Origin of the sequence: Roseobacter sp., assembly GCF_039970775.1 — a bacterium.
In the GTDB taxonomy this organism is placed as follows: domain Bacteria; phylum Pseudomonadota; class Alphaproteobacteria; order Rhodobacterales; family Rhodobacteraceae; genus Roseobacter.
In genome coordinates, this window is sequence record NZ_JBDVLG010000032.1 from 1 (window position 1) to 17174 (window position 17174).

17 protein-coding genes, 1 tRNA gene and 1 pseudogene are annotated in these 17174 nt (G+C 58.9%); 12 read left to right on the plus strand and 7 right to left on the minus strand.

Features of this window, described 5'->3' with window-relative positions:
* Nucleotides 1-80: 80 nt before the first annotated feature.
* Nucleotides 81-157: transfer RNA gene (locus ABJH13_RS07525), tRNA-Ile, on the minus strand.
* Nucleotides 158-281: 124 nt separating this feature from the next.
* On the opposite strand from ABJH13_RS07525, the gene purM reads away from it, so the two are divergent.
* The 3 genes from purM to rnd all read left to right on the plus strand — a co-directional run bounded on the left by purM (nucleotide 282) and on the right by rnd (nucleotide 3176).
* Nucleotides 282-1328 (plus strand): phosphoribosylformylglycinamidine cyclo-ligase, encoded by a 1047-nt coding sequence (gene purM / locus ABJH13_RS07530; RefSeq protein WP_348405606.1) that lies wholly within the window; start codon nucleotides 282-284, stop codon nucleotides 1326-1328.
* The gene (gene purN / locus ABJH13_RS07535; RefSeq protein ID WP_348405607.1) at nucleotides 1325-1918 is read left to right on the plus strand and encodes a phosphoribosylglycinamide formyltransferase; all 594 of its coding nucleotides are present in this window, start codon (nucleotides 1325-1327) and stop codon (nucleotides 1916-1918) included. Before purM ends, purN begins: the two co-directional genes overlap by 4 nt.
* Nucleotides 1919-2015: 97 nt before the next feature.
* Entirely contained in the window at nucleotides 2016-3176 is a 1161-nt protein-coding gene (rnd, locus tag ABJH13_RS07540; protein ID WP_348405608.1) for a ribonuclease D, read from the plus strand.
* 1 nt (nucleotide 3177) lies between these two features.
* On the opposite strand, the gene ABJH13_RS07545 is transcribed toward rnd, so the two are convergent.
* Nucleotides 3178-3690: a hypothetical protein gene (locus tag ABJH13_RS07545; RefSeq protein WP_348405609.1), complete on the minus strand. Its 513-nt coding sequence runs from the start codon at nucleotides 3688-3690 to the stop codon at nucleotides 3178-3180.
* Between the two features lie 124 nt (nucleotides 3691-3814).
* Between ABJH13_RS07545 and ABJH13_RS07550 the strand changes: the two genes are divergently transcribed.
* Entirely contained in the window at nucleotides 3815-4225 is a 411-nt protein-coding gene (locus tag ABJH13_RS07550) for a SufE family protein (protein WP_348405610.1), read from the plus strand.
* Nucleotides 4226-4262: 37 nt separating this feature from the next.
* Here ABJH13_RS07550 and ABJH13_RS07555 read toward each other — a convergent pair whose 3' ends face one another.
* The 4 genes from ABJH13_RS07555 to ABJH13_RS07570 form a co-directional block, all read right to left on the minus strand.
* On the minus strand, nucleotides 4263-4946 hold the full coding sequence (locus ABJH13_RS07555) for a DUF1638 domain-containing protein (protein ID WP_348405611.1): 684 nt from the start codon (nucleotides 4944-4946) through the stop codon (nucleotides 4263-4265).
* Nucleotides 4947-4983: 37 nt separating this feature from the next.
* On the minus strand, nucleotides 4984-5682 hold the full coding sequence (locus tag ABJH13_RS07560; RefSeq protein WP_348405612.1) for a B12-binding domain-containing protein: 699 nt from the start codon (nucleotides 5680-5682) through the stop codon (nucleotides 4984-4986).
* Between the two features lie 255 nt (nucleotides 5683-5937).
* Nucleotides 5938-6960 (minus strand): betaine--homocysteine S-methyltransferase, encoded by a 1023-nt coding sequence (gene bmt / locus ABJH13_RS07565; protein ID WP_348405613.1) that lies wholly within the window; start codon nucleotides 6958-6960, stop codon nucleotides 5938-5940.
* Between the two features lie 155 nt (nucleotides 6961-7115).
* A complete protein-coding gene (locus ABJH13_RS07570; protein WP_348405614.1) occupies nucleotides 7116-7430 on the minus strand; it encodes a DUF1476 domain-containing protein in 315 nt (104 codons plus the stop codon).
* Between the two features lie 154 nt (nucleotides 7431-7584).
* On the opposite strand from ABJH13_RS07570, the gene purC reads away from it, so the two are divergent.
* The 6 genes from purC to ABJH13_RS07600 all read left to right on the plus strand — a co-directional run bounded on the left by purC (nucleotide 7585) and on the right by ABJH13_RS07600 (nucleotide 15615).
* On the plus strand, nucleotides 7585-8346 hold the full coding sequence (purC, locus tag ABJH13_RS07575) for a phosphoribosylaminoimidazolesuccinocarboxamide synthase (protein ID WP_348405615.1): 762 nt from the start codon (nucleotides 7585-7587) through the stop codon (nucleotides 8344-8346).
* Nucleotides 8347-8388: 42 nt separating this feature from the next.
* Nucleotides 8389-8619 carry a phosphoribosylformylglycinamidine synthase subunit PurS gene (purS, locus tag ABJH13_RS07580; RefSeq protein WP_348405616.1) on the plus strand — a complete coding sequence of 77 codons (231 nt, stop codon included), beginning with the start codon at nucleotides 8389-8391 and terminating at the stop codon, nucleotides 8617-8619.
* Nucleotides 8619-9287, plus strand: coding sequence for a phosphoribosylformylglycinamidine synthase subunit PurQ (purQ, locus tag ABJH13_RS07585; RefSeq protein WP_348405617.1), 669 nt, complete (start codon nucleotides 8619-8621; stop codon nucleotides 9285-9287). The genes purS and purQ overlap by 1 nt, the downstream gene beginning before the upstream one ends.
* 38 nt (nucleotides 9288-9325) lie before the next feature.
* Nucleotides 9326-11086 (plus strand): ATP-binding protein, encoded by a 1761-nt coding sequence (locus ABJH13_RS07590; RefSeq protein WP_348405618.1) that lies wholly within the window; start codon nucleotides 9326-9328, stop codon nucleotides 11084-11086.
* A 3-nt stretch (nucleotides 11087-11089) separates the two neighbouring features.
* Entirely contained in the window at nucleotides 11090-12424 is a 1335-nt protein-coding gene (locus ABJH13_RS07595) for a sigma-54 dependent transcriptional regulator (protein WP_348405619.1), read from the plus strand.
* Between the two features lie 476 nt (nucleotides 12425-12900).
* Nucleotides 12901-15615, plus strand: a complete 2715-nt coding sequence (locus ABJH13_RS07600; RefSeq protein WP_348405620.1) for a ribonuclease E/G — start codon at nucleotides 12901-12903, stop codon at nucleotides 15613-15615.
* Nucleotides 15616-15671: 56 nt separating this feature from the next.
* Here the strand turns inward: ABJH13_RS07600 and ABJH13_RS07605 are convergent, their stop codons facing one another.
* Nucleotides 15672-15902: a sulfurtransferase TusA family protein gene (locus ABJH13_RS07605; protein ID WP_348405621.1), complete on the minus strand. Its 231-nt coding sequence runs from the start codon at nucleotides 15900-15902 to the stop codon at nucleotides 15672-15674.
* A gap of 93 nt (nucleotides 15903-15995) precedes the next feature.
* Here ABJH13_RS07605 and ABJH13_RS07610 point away from each other — a divergent pair, with 93 nt between their 5' ends.
* Together ABJH13_RS07610 and ABJH13_RS07615 are read left to right on the plus strand one after the other, a co-directional pair.
* The gene (locus ABJH13_RS07610) at nucleotides 15996-16748 is read left to right on the plus strand and encodes a cytochrome c biogenesis protein CcdA (protein WP_348405622.1); all 753 of its coding nucleotides are present in this window, start codon (nucleotides 15996-15998) and stop codon (nucleotides 16746-16748) included.
* A gap of 55 nt (nucleotides 16749-16803) precedes the next feature.
* A pseudogene (locus ABJH13_RS07615) lies at nucleotides 16804-17174 on the plus strand (hypothetical protein); the annotation flags it as partial.

Sequence of the window (17174 nt, forward strand, 5' to 3'; positions counted from 1 at the left end):
ACAAAACTTGACGAACCACCCTGAAAGGTTCGTCAAAAAATCACCTAACACCCTATAATAAAAGGATAATAAATGATGTTTGGTAGGCCCGGCAGGACTTGAACCCGCAACCAAAGCGTTATGAGCGCTCTGCTCTAACCAGTTGAGCTACAGGCCCGCCATGCGTGCGTGGGTAAGGTGCGATGGTGCCCGCGTCAATAGGGTGTTGGTCAGGTTGTTGCATGCATGTGACGAATGCTCTAACCCCCGACCCAACTGAGCTGCCGCAGGAGCCCTATCAGATGTCATTGCCAAAAAACGGGATCACCTATGCCGATGCAGGTGTAGATATTGACGCGGGCAACGCGCTCGTCGACCGAATCAAACCCGCCGCCAAACGCACGGCGCGTTCGGGTGTGATGGCGGGCCTGGGTGGGTTTGGCGCGTTGTTTGACCTCAAGGATGCGGGCTACACCGACCCTATTTTGGTCGCGGCCACCGATGGGGTGGGCACCAAGCTGCGCATCGCGATAGACACCGGCCATGTGGATGGTGTGGGCGTAGATCTGGTTGCGATGTGCGTCAATGATCTGGTGTGCCAAGGGGCGGAACCTCTGTTTTTCTTGGACTATTTCGCGACAGGGGCGCTGGAAACAGACAAGGCTGCACGCATCATCGAAGGGATCGCACTGGGGTGCGAACGCGCAGGATGCGCGCTGATCGGTGGGGAAACTGCCGAAATGCCGGGGATGTATCCGGCGGGTGATTTCGACCTTGCGGGCTTTTCTGTGGGCGCGATGGAACGGGGGCAGGATCTGCCCGCAGGTGTCGCACAGGGGGATGTGCTGCTGGGGCTGGCGTCGGATGGGGTGCATTCCAACGGCTACAGCTTGGTGCGCAAACTGGTCGAAATGTCCGGGCTGGGGTGGGACGACGCCTGCCCATGGTCCGATCAGGCGCTGGGTGCTGAATTGCTCACGCCGACGCGGCTTTATGTGCGGTCCGCGTTGGCCGCGATTCGTGCAGGCGGGGTGCATGCGTTGGCCCATATCACCGGCGGTGGCCTGACAGAAAACCTGCCGCGCGTGCTGCCGGATCATCTAGGCGCTGACATTGATCTGGACACGTGGCAGCTGCCACCGGTGTTTGGGTGGATGGCGCGCACCGGCGGCATGGCGCAATCGGAATTGCTCAAAACATTCAACTGTGGGATCGGCCTAATGTTGGCCGTCGACGCCACCCGCGCTGACGATCTGATCGCGGTGCTGCAAGAGCACGGCGAAACGGTCACCCGGATGGGCGTCGTCACGGACACGCCGGGCATGCGCTATGAAGGAACGTTGCTTTGACCAAACGGGTGGCAATCTTCATTTCTGGCGGGGGCTCTAACATGCTCAAACTGCTGGAAAGTATGACTGGGGACCACCCCGCGCGGCCTTGTGTGGTGCTGTCGAACGACCCAAAGGCCGGTGGGCTGGCGCTGGCCGAGGCGCGCGGCGTCCCAACTGAGGTGGTGCGCCATCAACCGTTCAATCGCGACCGCACCGCATTTGAGCACGCGATTAACGGCGCGTTAGCGCATCATGCCCCCGACATCATTTGTCTTGCAGGGTTTATGCGCAAACTTACGGCGGAATTTGTGGACCCGTGGCATGGGCGTATGCTGAACGTGCACCCGTCATTGTTGCCCAAATACAAAGGGTTGCACACCCACGCGCGAGCATTGGAGGCCGGCGACACGCGCCATGGCTGCACAGTGCACGAAGTGACGCCGGTGTTGGATGATGGCCCGATTCTGGGGCAGGCCGAGGTTCCCGTTTTGCCCGACGACACGCCCGAAACGCTGGCCGCGCGCGTTGTGGTGCAGGAACACCGGCTATATCCGATGGTTTTGGCGCAATTCGCAGCAGGAAAACGCACGCCGATTATGTTGCCATAAGCTGGTGTGTATGCGGTTCTGGTCAAAGCGATTGTGCTGGTGTAACAATTTGGTAACCATAACGCAGTGATGCTCGCCAAGGCAAAGAAACTATTCAATGAAAACTCTTACAACGACCGCGGAGCTTGCTGATTTTTGTCAGGACGCCGCTGCCCATGATTACGTCACGGTTGATACTGAATTTCTACGTGAACGTACCTATTATTCCAAACTGTGCCTGATCCAATTGGCAATGCCCGGCAACGACGACAGCACTGCGGTGTTGGTGGATCCGTTGGCAGACGGCCTGTCGCTAGAGCCTCTGTACACGCTGTTTCGCGATACATCTGTTGTCAAAGTGTTTCATGCAGCGCGGCAAGATCTGGAAATTTTCTACGTAGATGCCGAGGTTTTCCCAGAGCCGTTGTTTGATACGCAGGTTGCGGCCATGGTGTGTGGGTTTGGCGAACAGGTCGGATATGAAACGCTGGTGCGCCGGATTACCAAACAACCTTTGGACAAGACCTCCCGGTTCACCGATTGGTCGCGGCGCCCGCTGACGGATGCGCAAAAAACATATGCTTTGGCCGATGTGACGCATTTGCGTGATATCTATGAATACCTTGCCCGAAAGCTCGAAGAAACCAACCGCAGCCGTTGGGTGCGCGAAGAACTGACGGTTCTGACAACCCCGCAAACCTATGTTGTCCCCCCACGCGAAGCATGGCGGCGGGTGAAAACCCGCACAAGTTCGCCCAAATTTTTGGCCGTGGTGCGCGAGCTTGCTGCCTTTCGTGAAACCTATGCCCAAGGGCGCAACATCCCGCGCAACCGGGTCTTTAAAGATGATGCGTTGGTTGAATTGGCGTCGAACAAACCCAAAACCATCGAAGAACTGGGTCGGTCGCGGTTGTTGTTGCGCGAGGCGCGTCGGGGCGACATTGCCGATGGTATTCTGGCGGCCGTGGAAAATGGCGTGAATTGCGCGCAGGCCGACATGCCAAAACCCGACCGCTCGCGCGATAAGCTGCAAGTGAACCCGGCGTTGGCGGATCTGTTGCGGGTGTTGCTGAAGGCCAAAACAGAAAGCGCGGGCGTGGCGGCAAAGTTGATTGCGCCTGCGTCTGATTTGGATGCCATCGCGGCGGGTTTGCGGGATGTGAACGCCCTGAGCGGGTGGCGCAAAGAGGTATTTGGTGCGGACGCATTGCGCCTGTGTGAAGGCAAGATTGCATTGGCCGCCGACGGATCCGATGTTAGGATTGTCGCGCTAGATTGACCTAGCGGCGGGCCTGCAACGCGTTGCGGGCCGCTTCGACGCGGATGGTGCGTGCACCGGCCAGCGTCTGGTCGGTGACCTTGCGGGCGGCGTGGATCTCGCGGCTGGCAGCCGAGCCTTGGCGCGACGTAGACGAGGGCAGGGCTTCGAGACGGTAAACCAACACACCATCGACGGCGGCTTCGTCATCGTTTGCCGGGGTCAGACGCACGCTGTGTTCCCCCTGTGTGGCCGCAACACCGGTCACCCGGATGATCGCACCGCCTGGAACCCGCTCTACCACCAGATCGCTGATGCTGTCGATTGGGCGGCCCTGATAGACGTCGTCGTCAGAGTTTGAGCTGAACAGCCCTGTGCGCGTGGGGATCAGGGCATTGGTTTCGACAGCAGGGGCCGCCACCGGGGCAGGCGCGCCCCGCCCGAACCAATTGACGGGGTTCACCCGGCTTTCGCTAAAACCGCAGGCCGTCAGGGCCAGCGTGGAGATCAAAAGGGCGGATGTTTTAATGCGCATGGGACCTGCCATCAATTCGAGTTCTTCACCGAGTACCGCATCTGAGCGTGCTTGAAAAGCATCAAGGCGGCTGGACCTTTCGGAGTGCGGGCCTTACCTGAAACAAAGCAGATGAGAGGGACCCATGGCACAAGCAGCTTTTGAAGATCTGGTCGAGGATTTCGATTTTCTGGATGATTGGGAAGATCGATACCGCATGGTGATCGAGGAGGGCAAATCGATGGTGCCTTTGGACGATGCGTTAAAGGTACCTGCCACCAAAGTGGACGGGTGCGCCAGTCAGGTTTGGTTGCATGTGGTCACGGATGGGGGCGTGTTGCAGTTCGAGGGGGAAAGCGATGCGATGATCGTGAATGGCCTGATCGGGGTGCTGCGCAAGCTGTATAACGGGGTGCCTGTCGCAGAGGTTGTGGCCGTGGATGCGCGCGCCGAGATGACGCGGTTGGGCCTGACGGACCATCTTTCGGCGCAGCGGTCCAACGGGTTGCGCGCGATGATTGACCGGGTGCGTGCTGTGGCCGCCGCTGCATCCTGAGGTAAACGGAGGCGCCTTCGGCGCCACGTGATGTTTGTCAAATTCCATCCGGAATTTGAGTGGGCGCGCGGGGATGGGGCGGTGAGAGCTTTGCGAGGGTTGTTCCCAGATCGCCGTATCCGGTAAAGCGGCGTTCAAAGGCCAAACCCAGCCGGGCGGCGCAGTCTTGGGCCTTGGCGGTGAGGGCCGGGTCGTCGGTTTGAGCCTGGTAGATCAGTTTTTCGTAGTTGCCGAAGTACATATCGCGCAGTTCGGGGTGGCGATCGAGCCCCATGGGTTTGACCACAAATGCATCAAACTGGCGCACCAGAAAATCAGTGAGATAGAAGGACGTGATGTCGGCATCGCCGTGCGTTGCGAACCGGTCATTGCCTTCGAAAAACGAGTAGCAATGCGGGCCCGCGATCATTTCGACTCCTAGATCGGCGCAGGCGGCTTCGAGTAGGCCACCTGTACCGCAATCGGCGTAGACAACAAAGATGCGCGCGTAATCTGCGCGGTGGGTTGCGACGGCGGTGCGGACGCTTTGAGTGATTTTATCGGGGTAGAGGTGGTATTTGGCGGGCAGGCAGGTCAGGTCAAGATGCGTCCAGCGGTTCGCGGCCTTGAGATCGAGGATCTCGCGGGCAAGGGCACCGCAGGCGATCAGCAGCACCTTGCCTTGTGACGCCTGCAACGGCAGGCCCGTTTCTGTGAGCGTCGTGTCGTTGAGTGCCGCCATGCTGATCTTTCGAACCCCCGCGCGTCACAGTTTGGGACTAGGCCGATGTTTGGTTGTGTTTGCGGCCAACCCATTCTTTGGCTGTTTCCACCGCGACGGCGGCGTCCCGGCAATAGGCGTCTGCGCCGATGGCTTTGCCGAACTCTTCGTTCAACGGTGCGCCGCCAACCAACACGATGTAATCGTCGCGGATGCCCTGTTCTATCAGCGTATCAATCACGACCTTCATGTAGGGCATTGTGGTGGTCAGCAGGGCGGACATGCCAAGGATATCAGGCGCTTCGGTTTCGAGCGCTTCCATGTATTTTTCGACCGCGTTGTTGATGCCCAGGTCAACGACCTCAAAGCCCGCGCCTTCCATCATCATGCCGACAAGGTTTTTGCCAATGTCGTGGATGTCGCCTTTGACCGTGCCGATGACCATTTTGCCAACGCGCGGTGCACCGGTTTCAATCAGCAGTGGTTTTAGGATAGACATGCCACCCTTCATCGCATTGGCGGCCAGCAATACTTCGGGGACGAACAAAATACCGTCGCGAAAATCATGGCCGACGATGGTCATGCCGCCGACCAGCGCTTTGGTCAGGATATCATAGGGCTGCCACCCGCGTGCGAGCAGGATGTTGACCGCTTCTTCGATCTCTTCCTTGAGACCATCATAGAGGTCGTCGAACATCTGCTGAACAAGCTCTTCGTCGTTGAGCTCTGCGAGGATAATTTCATCTTCGTCCGACATCGGTGTTCCTCTTGCAGCGCAAATGTCTGCGCGTTTGGGTCATTTGGCCTTTTGTGACAGAACGATTTTCATCTACTGTCCAGATTACGACACGCAGCAAACGGTGTGCGACGCGGTTGCGCAAAAATTACCCTGTGGGTGGGGTTTTGTACACGCGGATGCAGGGGCGGTCTGTTCGAAATCTTTTCATAAACTTGTGCGGGTTAAGCGTGGGTTACACAGGCGCACGGCCTGTTGCGAGGCCCGCAGTGAGGATTATCTTGCAGCCCGGCGGCGGCGCGATGTGCGCCGGGCGGGGGGGGTGTCGTCGCCTGTCCCGTCGCTTTGCGATGAAAACGGCCCCAACCGGTCTACGATCTCTTCGAGCGCGGGTGGATGGTCCAGCCTGCGGGTGTCCAGCGCTTCGCGCATGTGGCGCAGGTGGTCGGGCATGGTGCCGCAACAGCCGCCGATGATCGTTGCGCCACAGGCGCGTGCCATCACGGCGTAATCGGCCATCAATTCGGGCGTGCCGTCATAATGGATATGCCCGTCCACGTATTTGGGGATGCCGGCGTTGCCTTTGGCGATAATGGGCCGTTCGGTCCCTTGCGCCGAAAACCCCAAAATAGTGCGCAACAGATCTGACGCGCCGGTGCCGCAATTGGCTCCGAACGCCATGGGTGCGATGGCATCTAGCCCATCGACCATCTGGACCATGCCCGCGCTGGTCAGGCCCATCATAGTGCGGCCCGCGGTGTCAAAGCTCATGGTGCCGACCCAGTCGAGACCGGCCAGCGCAAACCCTTCGGCGGCGGCGCGGTATTCTTCAGGTGCACTGATGGTTTCGAGCCAACCCACATCGGCCCCCCCCGATTTCAGACCATCCGCCGCCTCGTGAAACATTTCAACGGCAATGGCGTGGCTCAGGGTACCTACGGGTTCCATGATCTCACCGGTGGGTCCAACGGACCCGGCCACGATCACGGTGCGCCCGGCGGTATCTGCGACCTCGCGGCCAATTTCGGCAGAGGCACGCGCCAGTTCATGCACACGTTTTTCGGCGCTGTGCAGTTTGAGGCGCGATGCATTGGCCCCAAAGGAATTGGTCAGAAAAATATCACTGCCCGCATCGACCGCGCCGGAATACAGCGTTTTGATCTTGGCGGGTTCATCGGTGTTCCACAGTTCGGGCGCGTCACCGGACATAAGCCCCATGTTGAACAGGTTCGTACCTGTGGCCCCATCGGCCAGCAGGGTGCCCTTTTCGGACAGCAGTTTCATCATGGGGTTGGTCATTGCGCACCTCAGATCTCGCGTAGGCCCTGCGCATGTCATGGACAGGGCTACAACGCAAATTCATAAGACTCATCTTCGTTATGAATTTGATAAGAGGCAGATAGGCCGCCACCGGCCGCCAAAACGTGGGGCCGGTGGCAACTATTTGATTTGGTTTAGACTTCTTGCATAAGCTGGGCTTTGGCTTCGGCCATCAATTCGGCCATTTTAGCACGAATTGTTGGTTCATCGGCCTTCGCACCCAAATCACCGGCGAGTTTGCGGTACACATCTTCGTCGCCCGCCTCTTCGAAATCGGCCTTTATGACCTCTTTGGCGTAGGCTGCGGCGTCATCGCCGGATTTTCCCATCAGTTCAGCGGCCCAGAGGCCCAGCAATTTGTTGCGCCGCGCTTCTGCCTTGAATTGCATCTCTGCATCATGGGCGTATTTGTTTTCAAACGCGTTTTCGCGGTCATCAAAGGTGCTCATGGGGCTGTGTTCTCCTGATTGGGTTGGTCTGGCCTATGATATGTGGGTTTTGATGCCATTGCGCAAGTTGCCTTGGCTTGCAGCAGCGCAGACCTTCCACTAAGACAGGCCCAACTTAGCCGTGATCCTCGCGGCGTGACTGGAAAGGACGCCCATGGCCCGGCGCAAGAAAATTTACGAAGGCAAAGCCAAGATCCTGTACGAAGGCCCCGAGCCAGGGACCATCGTGCAGTATTTCAAGGACGATGCGACAGCGTTCAACGCTGAAAAGAAGGCGGTCATTGAGGGCAAAGGTGTTTTGAACAACCGTTTGTCCGAATATTTCATGACCGGCTTGGGCCAGATCGGCGTGCCGAACCACTTTATTAAGCGATTGAACATGCGCGAACAATTGGTGCGCAGCGTCGAGATCGTGCCGCTAGAGATCATCGTGCGTAATTACGCGGCGGGCACCATGTCAAAACGGTTGGGCATTGACGAGGGCACGCAGTTGCCGCGCCCCATCGTGGAATATTGCTATAAGGACGACGCGCTGGGTGATCCGTTGGTCACCGAAGAGCATATCGCCGCCTTTGGCTGGGCCAGCCAGCAAGACATGGATGATATCCTGAGCCTCGCGTTGCGGGTCAATGATTTCCTGTCGGGCGTGATGTTGGCTGTTGGCATTCGTCTGGTGGACTTCAAAATCGAAGTGGGTCGGGTGTTTGACGGCGATTTCCAACGTTTGATTGTGGCCGATGAAATCAGCCCAGACAGCTGCCGGCTGTGGGATATCGAAACCGGTGAAAAGCTGGACAAAGACGTCTTCCGCCGCGATCTGGGTGATCTGAAAGACGCCTATACCGAAGTGGCGCGGCGTTTGGGTGTGATGCCTAAAACCGCGACACCTGTGACCAAACCAACGCTGATCAACTGATCGGCGGGACGTGCATATTTTAGGAAGAATGAAGGGCTGATCATGAAAGCGACCGTGCATGTAATGCTGAAGAGCGGCGTGTTAGACCCACAAGGCGAAGCCGTGCGTCACGCGCTTGGGGCGCTGGGGTTTGACGGTGTTAAGGGCGTGCGTCAGGGCAAGGTCATCGAACTGGACCTCGACGCCGGCGCCAGTGAGGCAGACGTCAAAGCGATGTGTGAAAAGTTGCTCGCCAATACGGTGATCGAATCCTATTCGGTGGAGATCGCCTAATGCACGCCGCGGTTGTTGTGTTTCCTGGGTCCAACTGTGATCGGGATTTGGCGGTTGCCTTTGAGGCCGCGGGTGCGCGGGTCAGCATGGTGTGGCACAAAGACAGTGCTTTGCCCGATGGCGTCGATGTGGTCGGCATTCCCGGTGGGTTTTCGTTTGGCGATTACCTGCGCTGTGGGGCGATTGCTGCGAATTCACCGATCTGCCGGTCTGTTGCGGATCACGCCGCGCGTGGCGGCTATGTGCTGGGCGTGTGCAACGGGTTTCAGGTGTTGACCGAAACGGGGTTGCTACCGGGTGTTTTGCTGCGCAACGCGCGTTTGAAATACATCTGCCAAACCGTTGGTCTAAAGGTGGAAACCTCGCAATCTGCCTATACCGCTGGGTATAATGCAGGCGATGTGATCGACATCCCGATCGCGCACCACGATGGCAATTATTTTGCCGATGATGACACGGTGCACCGTTTGCAGGGCGAAGACCGCGTGGCCTTTACCTACACCCAAAACCCCAATGGCGCGCGTGCGGATATTGCGGGCATCCTGTCCGAAAACCGGCGCGTGCTGGGTATGATGCCGCACCCCGAACGCGCCGCTGATCCGGTGCATGGGGGCACCGACGGGCAGGCGCTCTTCCGCGCACTGGCAGGGGCATTGGTCAACGCGTGACTTGAGCCGGGGTTGCGCTTTCGCGTACGGTTCTGGGTATGAGCCAATCAACTGAACCCAACACACCGACACGCGCCATCAATTGGCGCGTGCGTGTGGCGTTGGTGATCTTGCTGGTGTTCGCGGTGGTTGTGGTGTCCGTCACCAACAAGCTGCTGACGGATCGGTTTACCGAAAGCACGCGCAACCGGGCGGAACTGCGGTTGGCGTTATATAGCGGCAACCTGCTGTCTGAATTGCGCCAAAACGCGATTGTACCGCAGTTGTTGGCACGCGACGCGGAATTGATCGGCGCGCTGAGCTCGGCCGATTACACCGCATCAACGCGCCGGTTGATCTCGTTTGTGGACGAGATAGGCGCGGCGTCTTTGATGTTGCTCGATATCGACGGGCGCACCGTGGCCGCGACCGATCGCAACAGGCTTGGCTCTAGCCACCGGGCCGAACCCTATTTTGTTGATGCAATCCGCGCCAATGCGACGATTTTCACCGTCGCAAATCGCGAAGGCGGCGGGTACGGGTTTTTCTATTCGCGGCGTGTGCAGGCGGGGGCGGATGTTCTTGGGGTGATCGCAGTTGAGGTGGATCTACAAAAGTTTGGGCGTGCGTGGGCGGGTATTTCTGACGCGGTGATCGTGACCGACAGCACCGGTGCGATTATTCTGACCACCGAACCACGATGGCGTGGCCGCACCGAAGAGGAGGCCCTCACGCGGCAGACCCCGCAAAACGCCATTCAACGCGCCATTCAGGCCACCGCCGATTGGACCGCGCTGCCCCCCGATGCCTATCTGGCGGGCGAGGCCGTGATGCGGCTTGAGACACGGATCCCGTTTCGCGGGTGGCGCATGGCGAGCTTTACCACCTATGCGTCGGTGCGCGAACGGGTGAATGGGGTGCTCGCGCTCGAGATCATGGCGTTTGCGATTCTTCTCGCGCTGAGCTTCTATGCGCTCAGTCGCAGGACGGCGTTGCGGATGGCCTTATTTCAGCGGGAATCTGCCGAATTGCGGACGTTGAATTTGGCGCTACAGCGGGAAATTGCCGAACGAAAACGGGTGCAGGAAACGCTCGCCGTGGCAGAACAGACGTTGGAACAATCCAGCAAATTGGCCGCCTTGGGCGAGATGTCAGCCGCCGTCAGTCACGAGTTAAACCAACCGTTGGCCGCGATGAAAACCTACCTTGCGGGGGCGCGGCTTTTGCTGCGCCGCAACCGCCAAGAGGAGGCGTTGTCGTCCTTTGGCCGGATCGACGATTTGATCGAGCGGATGAGCGGGATCACCCGGCAGCTAAAATCATATGCGCGCAAGGGCCAAGAGGCGTTTTCGGCAGTGGACATGGGCGATGCGCTGGCCTCGGCACTGTCTATGATGGAGCCGCAGCTGCGCCAACGTCATGTTCAGATCACCCGGATCGTACCCGATGCGGCGGTCGAAGTGATGGGGGACCGGCTGCGGATTGAGCAGGTCATGGTTAACCTGTTGCGCAACGCCATCGACGCCACCAAATCCGAGACAAGCCCAAAGGTGGAGATCTTGCTGTCAGCGGGCGAAACCGCGACCCTCACGGTGCGCGACAATGGCCCCGGTATCGTAGACCTCGACCAGCTGTTTGAGCCCTTTTACACCACAAAACAGCCCGGCGATGGCGTTGGGCTGGGCCTTGCTATCTCGTCTGGTATCGTTAACGACCTCGGCGGGCGCCTGACGGCACGAAACGGTCAGGCCGGTGGTGCAGTCTTTGAAATGCAGCTGCCGATTTTGGACAGCGAGCACAGTACACAAGCGGCGGAGTAAGCCATGACACAAGCAATGAAGATCGCGATTGTCGACGACGAACAAGACATGCGGCAATCGATCAGCCAATGGCTGGCGTTGTCGGGGTATGACACCGAAACCTTTGGCAGCGCCGAGGATGCGCTCAAGGTTTTGGGGCCCGAATATCCGGGGATCGTGATTTCCGATATCAAGATGCCGGGCATGGACGGGATGCAGTTCCTCAAAAAGCTGATGGGCAATGACAGTGCGCTGCCCGTCATCATGATCACTGGGCACGGCGATGTGCCCATGGCCGTCGAGGCGATGCGGGTGGGGGCGTTTGATTTTCTGGAAAAGCCGTTCAACCCCGACCGGATGAACGAACTGGCCAAGAAAGCCACCGGTGCACGGCGCTTGGTGATGGACAACCGTGCCCTGCGGCGCGAGCTGTCGGATGGCGGCCAGCTGATGAAAAAGTTGATCGGCCAAAGCCCCGTGATGGAGCGGCTGCGCGAAGATATTCTGGATCTGGGGCAGGCCGACGGGCATGTGCTGATCGATGGCGAAACCGGTACCGGCAAAACGTTGGTGGCACATGCGTTGCATGCGGTTGGGTCGCGTGCGGGTAAGAAATTCGTGCTGATCAGCTGCGGTGCCTATGAAGAAGACGCGCTCAGCAAACGGTTGTTTGGCCCGATGAACCCCGAAGATGCGCAGCTGCCTGCGATCGAAGAGGCGCGCGGCGGGACGTTGGTGCTCGAAGATATCGAGGCGCTGACCGAAACGTTGCAGGCGCGGTTGTTGAGTGTGATCAACGAGCAGGGATCGCCCGCTGAAACGCGCATTGTTGCGATCTCGAACCTGCAAGAGGCCGGGCGCACATCCGAGGACGCACTGCGGGCGGATCTGTTTTACCGGTTGGCGGCGTTGCGTATCACGGTGCCACCGTTGCGCCAACGTGGCGAGGATATCTTGACGTTGTTCACCCGTCTGAGCGAGCAGTTCTCGGATGAATACGGGTGCGAGGCTCCGCAGGTATCGGCACAGGAGGCCGCGCAACTGTTGCAGGCCCCGTGGCCGGGCAATGTGCGCCAGCTGATCAACGTCGCCGAACGCGCGGTGCTGCAATCGCGCCGCGGGTCGGGCACCATCGCGTCGTTGTTGATGAACGATCACGAAGACATGCAGCCGGTGATGACCACCGAAGGCAAGCCGCTCAAGGAGTATGTCGAGGCGTTTGAGCGGATGTTGATCGACAACACTATGCGGCGTCATCGTGGATCAATTGCGTCGGTGATGGATGAATTGTGCCTGCCGCGCCGCACGTTAAACGAGAAAATGGCCAAATACGGTTTGCAGCGGTCAGACTATCTTTAAACGATACATCCGCTTACCCATACCGCGAAAAACCATTGAAATCGGCCACCTACGGCCGATTTCATGCCTTTGCGGACGATTGGCCATTGTGTTTTCATACACAGTGGCCTTAACTAGCAGAATGAAGGTGCGTTGCAGATGACTGTGGCCCCTTAGAGAGAGATTCGCTGGTTTGGATCCGATGTGGAACGTCTTCATATCCCCAAACCAGACCGATTGGGCCGACACCGGCCAAAGAACCGCTGACATGGAAAAGACCATAGGTCTGATCATGCAGTATATAATGGACACGCGGCCGGATAGTCGTGCCCGTGTCGGAGAAGAAACGCGATGATACGCGCCGATGCAATGAGCAGAACCGTACTGACCCCTTCGGGTCATACGCCGCGCGCGTGCCAGATCGCCCTGACAAGACACATACTACATCTCGTCGATCCTCCGGGGTTGGCCCGATCGTGGCTGTGCAAATTGGACATATGGCTAAGAAAATGCTTATCGACGCCACCCACGCGGAAGAAACCCGCGTTGTGGTGGTGGATGGAAACAAGGTTGAGGAATTCGACTTTGAATCTGAAAACAAACGCCAGCTTGCTGGCAATATCTATCTCGCAAAAGTAACTCGGGTCGAGCCGTCGCTACAGGCGGCCTTTGTCGATTATGGAGGCAACCGCCACGGGTTCTTGGCGTTCTCGGAAATTCATCCTGACTACTATCAGATCCCGGTCGCGGACCGTCAGGCGCTGATGGAAGAAGAACGGGCCTATGCCGAAGCGCAAAAGGCCAAAGAGGACGAAGACGAAAAACCCAAGCGTCGGTCGCGCAGCCGCAGCCGGTCCAAGGCGAAGGCCGCCGAGACCGTCAGCGATGATGCGACGGTCACCAAAGAGGTTGATCCCGATCAAATCGACGGGATGGAGACCATTGATCTGGATGCAGACGAAGGCGCCTCTGCGATGGAGCGTGTATCCGAGGCACCGGTCGAAGAGCCAGAAGAGCAGCCCGCCGATGACGCGGTTGCCGATGACGCGGTTGTTGAGACCGCAGACGACGATGATGACGCACCTGCGCGCAAACCAGACGCGTCCTCCAAGGATGACAGCATCGAGTCCGTTGCGGATGATGATGACCACGAAGACATTCGCCCGGCGCGTAAACCACGCCCCCGGCGCTATAAAATCCAAGAGGTTGTCAAGGTACGCCAGATCTTGCTGGTGCAGGTCGTCAAAGAAGAACGCGGCAACAAGGGCGCTGCGCTGACCACGTATCTTAGCCTTGCGGGGCGCTATTGCGTTTTGATGCCAAACACTGCACGCGGTGGTGGCATTTCGCGCAAGATCACCAATGCAGCGGATCGCAAGAAGCTAAAAGACATCGCCAACGAGATCGAAGTGCCGCAGGGCGCGGGGCTCATTGTGCGCACGGCCGGTGCCAAACGCACCCGCGCCGAGATCAAGCGCGACTATGAATATCTGCAACGCCTGTGGGAACAGATCCGCGAACTGACGTTGAAATCTATCGCACCTGCGAAGATCTACGAAGAGGGCGATTTGATCAAACGCTCGATCCGCGACCTGTATAACCGCGAGATCGACGAGGTGTTTGTCGAAGGCGAACGCGGCTACCGCATCGCCAAGGACTTCATGAAAATGATCATGCCGTCCCATGCGAAAAACGTGAAGCTGTATACCGAAAGTCTGCCATTGTTCGCGCGCTTTCAGGTGGAAAGCTATCTGGCGGGCATGTTCAATCCGACGGTTCAGTTGCCATCGGGTGGGTATATCGTAATCGGCGTGACCGAAGCGTTGGTTGCCATCGACGTGAACTCGGGCCGGGCGACCAAAGAAGGCTCTATCGAGCAGACCGCGACCAAAACCAACCTGGAGGCTGCCGAAGAGGTGGCGCGCCAGTTGCGCTTGCGCGACCTTGCCGGGCTGATCGTGATCGATTTCATCGACATGGACGAACGCAAGAACAACGCGGCCGTCGAAAAGCGGATGAAAGACAAGCTCAAGACTGACCGCGCGCGCATTCAGGTGGGCCGGATTTCGGGCTTTGGCCTGATGGAAATGTCGCGCCAACGTCTGCGCCCCGGTATGATCGAGGCGACAACGCAGCCGTGCCCGCATTGCCACGGCACGGGTTTGATCCGGTCGGATGATAACATGGCGCTGTCGATCCTGCGCCAGATCGAAGAAGAAGGCACGCGCAAGCGGTCGCGTGAGGTCTTGGTCAAGGCCCCCGTGGGCATCGCCAATTTCTTGATGAACCAAAAACGCGAGCATATCGCGCATATCGAAGGCCGTTATGGTTTGTCGGTGCGGATCGAAGGCGACCCGACGTTGGTGAGCCCTGATTTCAGCCTTGAGAAGTTCAAGACAGCCACGCGTGTTGTGGCCGCTGTTGATCATGTCGTGTCGGTGGATACGTCGATCATGGATCAGATTGACGCAGATGAAGATGCGGATTTGGTGGTTGATGAGGCCCCCGCGCCGCAGGGTGCAGAGCCTGCACCAACCACCGAAGAGGGCGAGGGCGAAGGCAAGCCCAAACGTCGCCGTCGTCGGCGCCGTCGCAGCCGCAACAAATCGGGGAATGGCGAAAACGGTCAAACCGGTGAGATGCAGGGCACATCCGAGGGTGAGACCGCACCGACGTCTGATGGCGACGATGCACCCGTGACGACCCCATCTGATGTGGGTGCTGAGACCTCCGACGTGGCCCCTGAAACGGCTGAAGCAACTCCCGAGGCAGCGGCTGAAAAGCCCAAGCCAAAGCGGCGGTCGCGCAGTCGGGCCAAGCCAAAGGATGAGACCGTCGCGGCCCAAGATGCGGCCCCCGAGGAGGCACCCGTCGCTGAAGCTGCCGTATCCGAGGACACAGCAGAAGCGCCAGCCGCAGAGGTGGCCGAAAAGCCAAAGCGCAAGCGTGCCAGCCGCGCCAGAAAGCCCAAGGTCGAGGCCGCCGCAGCAGAGGCCCCAGTCGAAGCCTCAGAGGTGGTCGCGGTATCACAACCGACCCCAGAACCCGAGGTTGCAGCCGCGCCGGAACCAACCCCGGAACCCGCGCCTGCACCAGAGGTCGCTGTTGTGCCAGAGCCCGCACCAGAACCAGCAGCCCCCGAGCCCGTCGCAGCCGCACCAGAGCCTGCACCGGCCAAACCAAAACGCCGGGGGTGGTGGTCTTTGGGCTGACCAGACCGACCATGATCAAAACGAAAAGGCGTGCCTTCGGGCGCGCCTTTTGCGTGTCAGGCCTTGCGTATCACGTAGATCTGCACCGCGCCGTCTGTCTCGCATGATACCAGCTCGTGGCCCGTTTCGGCGCAGAAATGCGGCACATCGACAATCGCGGCGGGGTCATCCGCGCGCATGGTCAACAGATCGCCCGCGCGCAATGCTTGCAGCCGTTTGCGGGCTTTTAACACGGGCAGGGGGCACAGCAGCCCGGTGGCATCAAGGTCGGTGGGTGTGTCAGTCATAGTCATCAGATAGGGGGGATGTTTCAATCTGTCCACAAGCTTGTGACCGCGACGTAGGTGACGTGTTACCGGATATCCGGTAGGGCTGATGGCATGTTTGGAATCGAAATCATCGACGCGGGTCTTATGCCTGCCATGTTCGTCGCATTATTTGCAGGCGTTATCAGTTTTCTCAGCCCCTGTGTGCTGCCCATTGTGCCGCCCTATCTGGCCTACATGAGCGGCGTTTCCATTGGCGAAATGACCGGTGAGACCGCCGCGCGCAAACGTGCGGTGATTGCGGCGCTGTTCTTTGTGATGGGGCTCAGCACGGTGTTCTTGATCCTTGGGTTCACGGCATCGGCCTTTGGGGCATTCTTTTTGCAAAATCAGGTGCTATTTGCCCAAATATCGGGGCTGGTGGTGGTGGTCTTTGGGCTGCATTTTGTCGGGCTGTTTCGTATTCCGTTTCTGGACCAAGAAGCCCGTTTGGATGCGGGCGATCAGGGGGGCTCCAGCTTTGGGGCCTATGTCCTTGGGTTGGCGTTTGCCTTTGGGTGGACCCCTTGCATCGGCCCGCAACTGGGCGCGATCTTGTCGTTGGCGGCCTCCGAGGCGTCGGTCAGCCGGGGCACTTTGCTGTTGGGGATTTACGCGGCAGGCTTGGGCATTCCGTTCCTGCTGGCGGCTATGTTCATGACCCGCGCGGTCGGCGTGATGAACAAAATCAAACGCCACATGAAGACCATCGAACGCGTTATGGGGATCTTGCTGATCGTGGTCGGGCTTGCCATGGTAACGGGCGCGTTCTCGACGTTTTCCTACTGGTTGCTAGAAAATTTCCCGGCCTTGGCAATGTTGGGTTGATCCACGTAAGGTAGGCCAAAGCCCCGCGACGTGCTGGGCGCAATAAGGTCTGACCATGGGCAGCACGTCCGACACCTGCGTAACGCGCCGCAAGGTCTTTTATATTCCGGGGTACGACCCGTTTCCGCCGCGCCGCTATCGCGAATTATACCGCGCCGAAGGGGCCGCACAGGCGGCGATTTCGGGGTATACGCTGGGGGTGCAAGGCACGACGGCCCCCGGTGCGTTTGGTTGGCAGGTCCAGACCCATACGCAGGGGCAGGCCACCCAAACCGATATCGAGGTGCTGGTTTGGTCTGACATCGTGCAAGACAGCTTTCACGATTCGATCTTGCGCACCTATGTGGCGATGATCCGCACCGCTTGGATTTATATCTCGCCGGGGGGGCTGTGGCGGTTGATGCGACTGCGCAAGGGGCCGGTGAT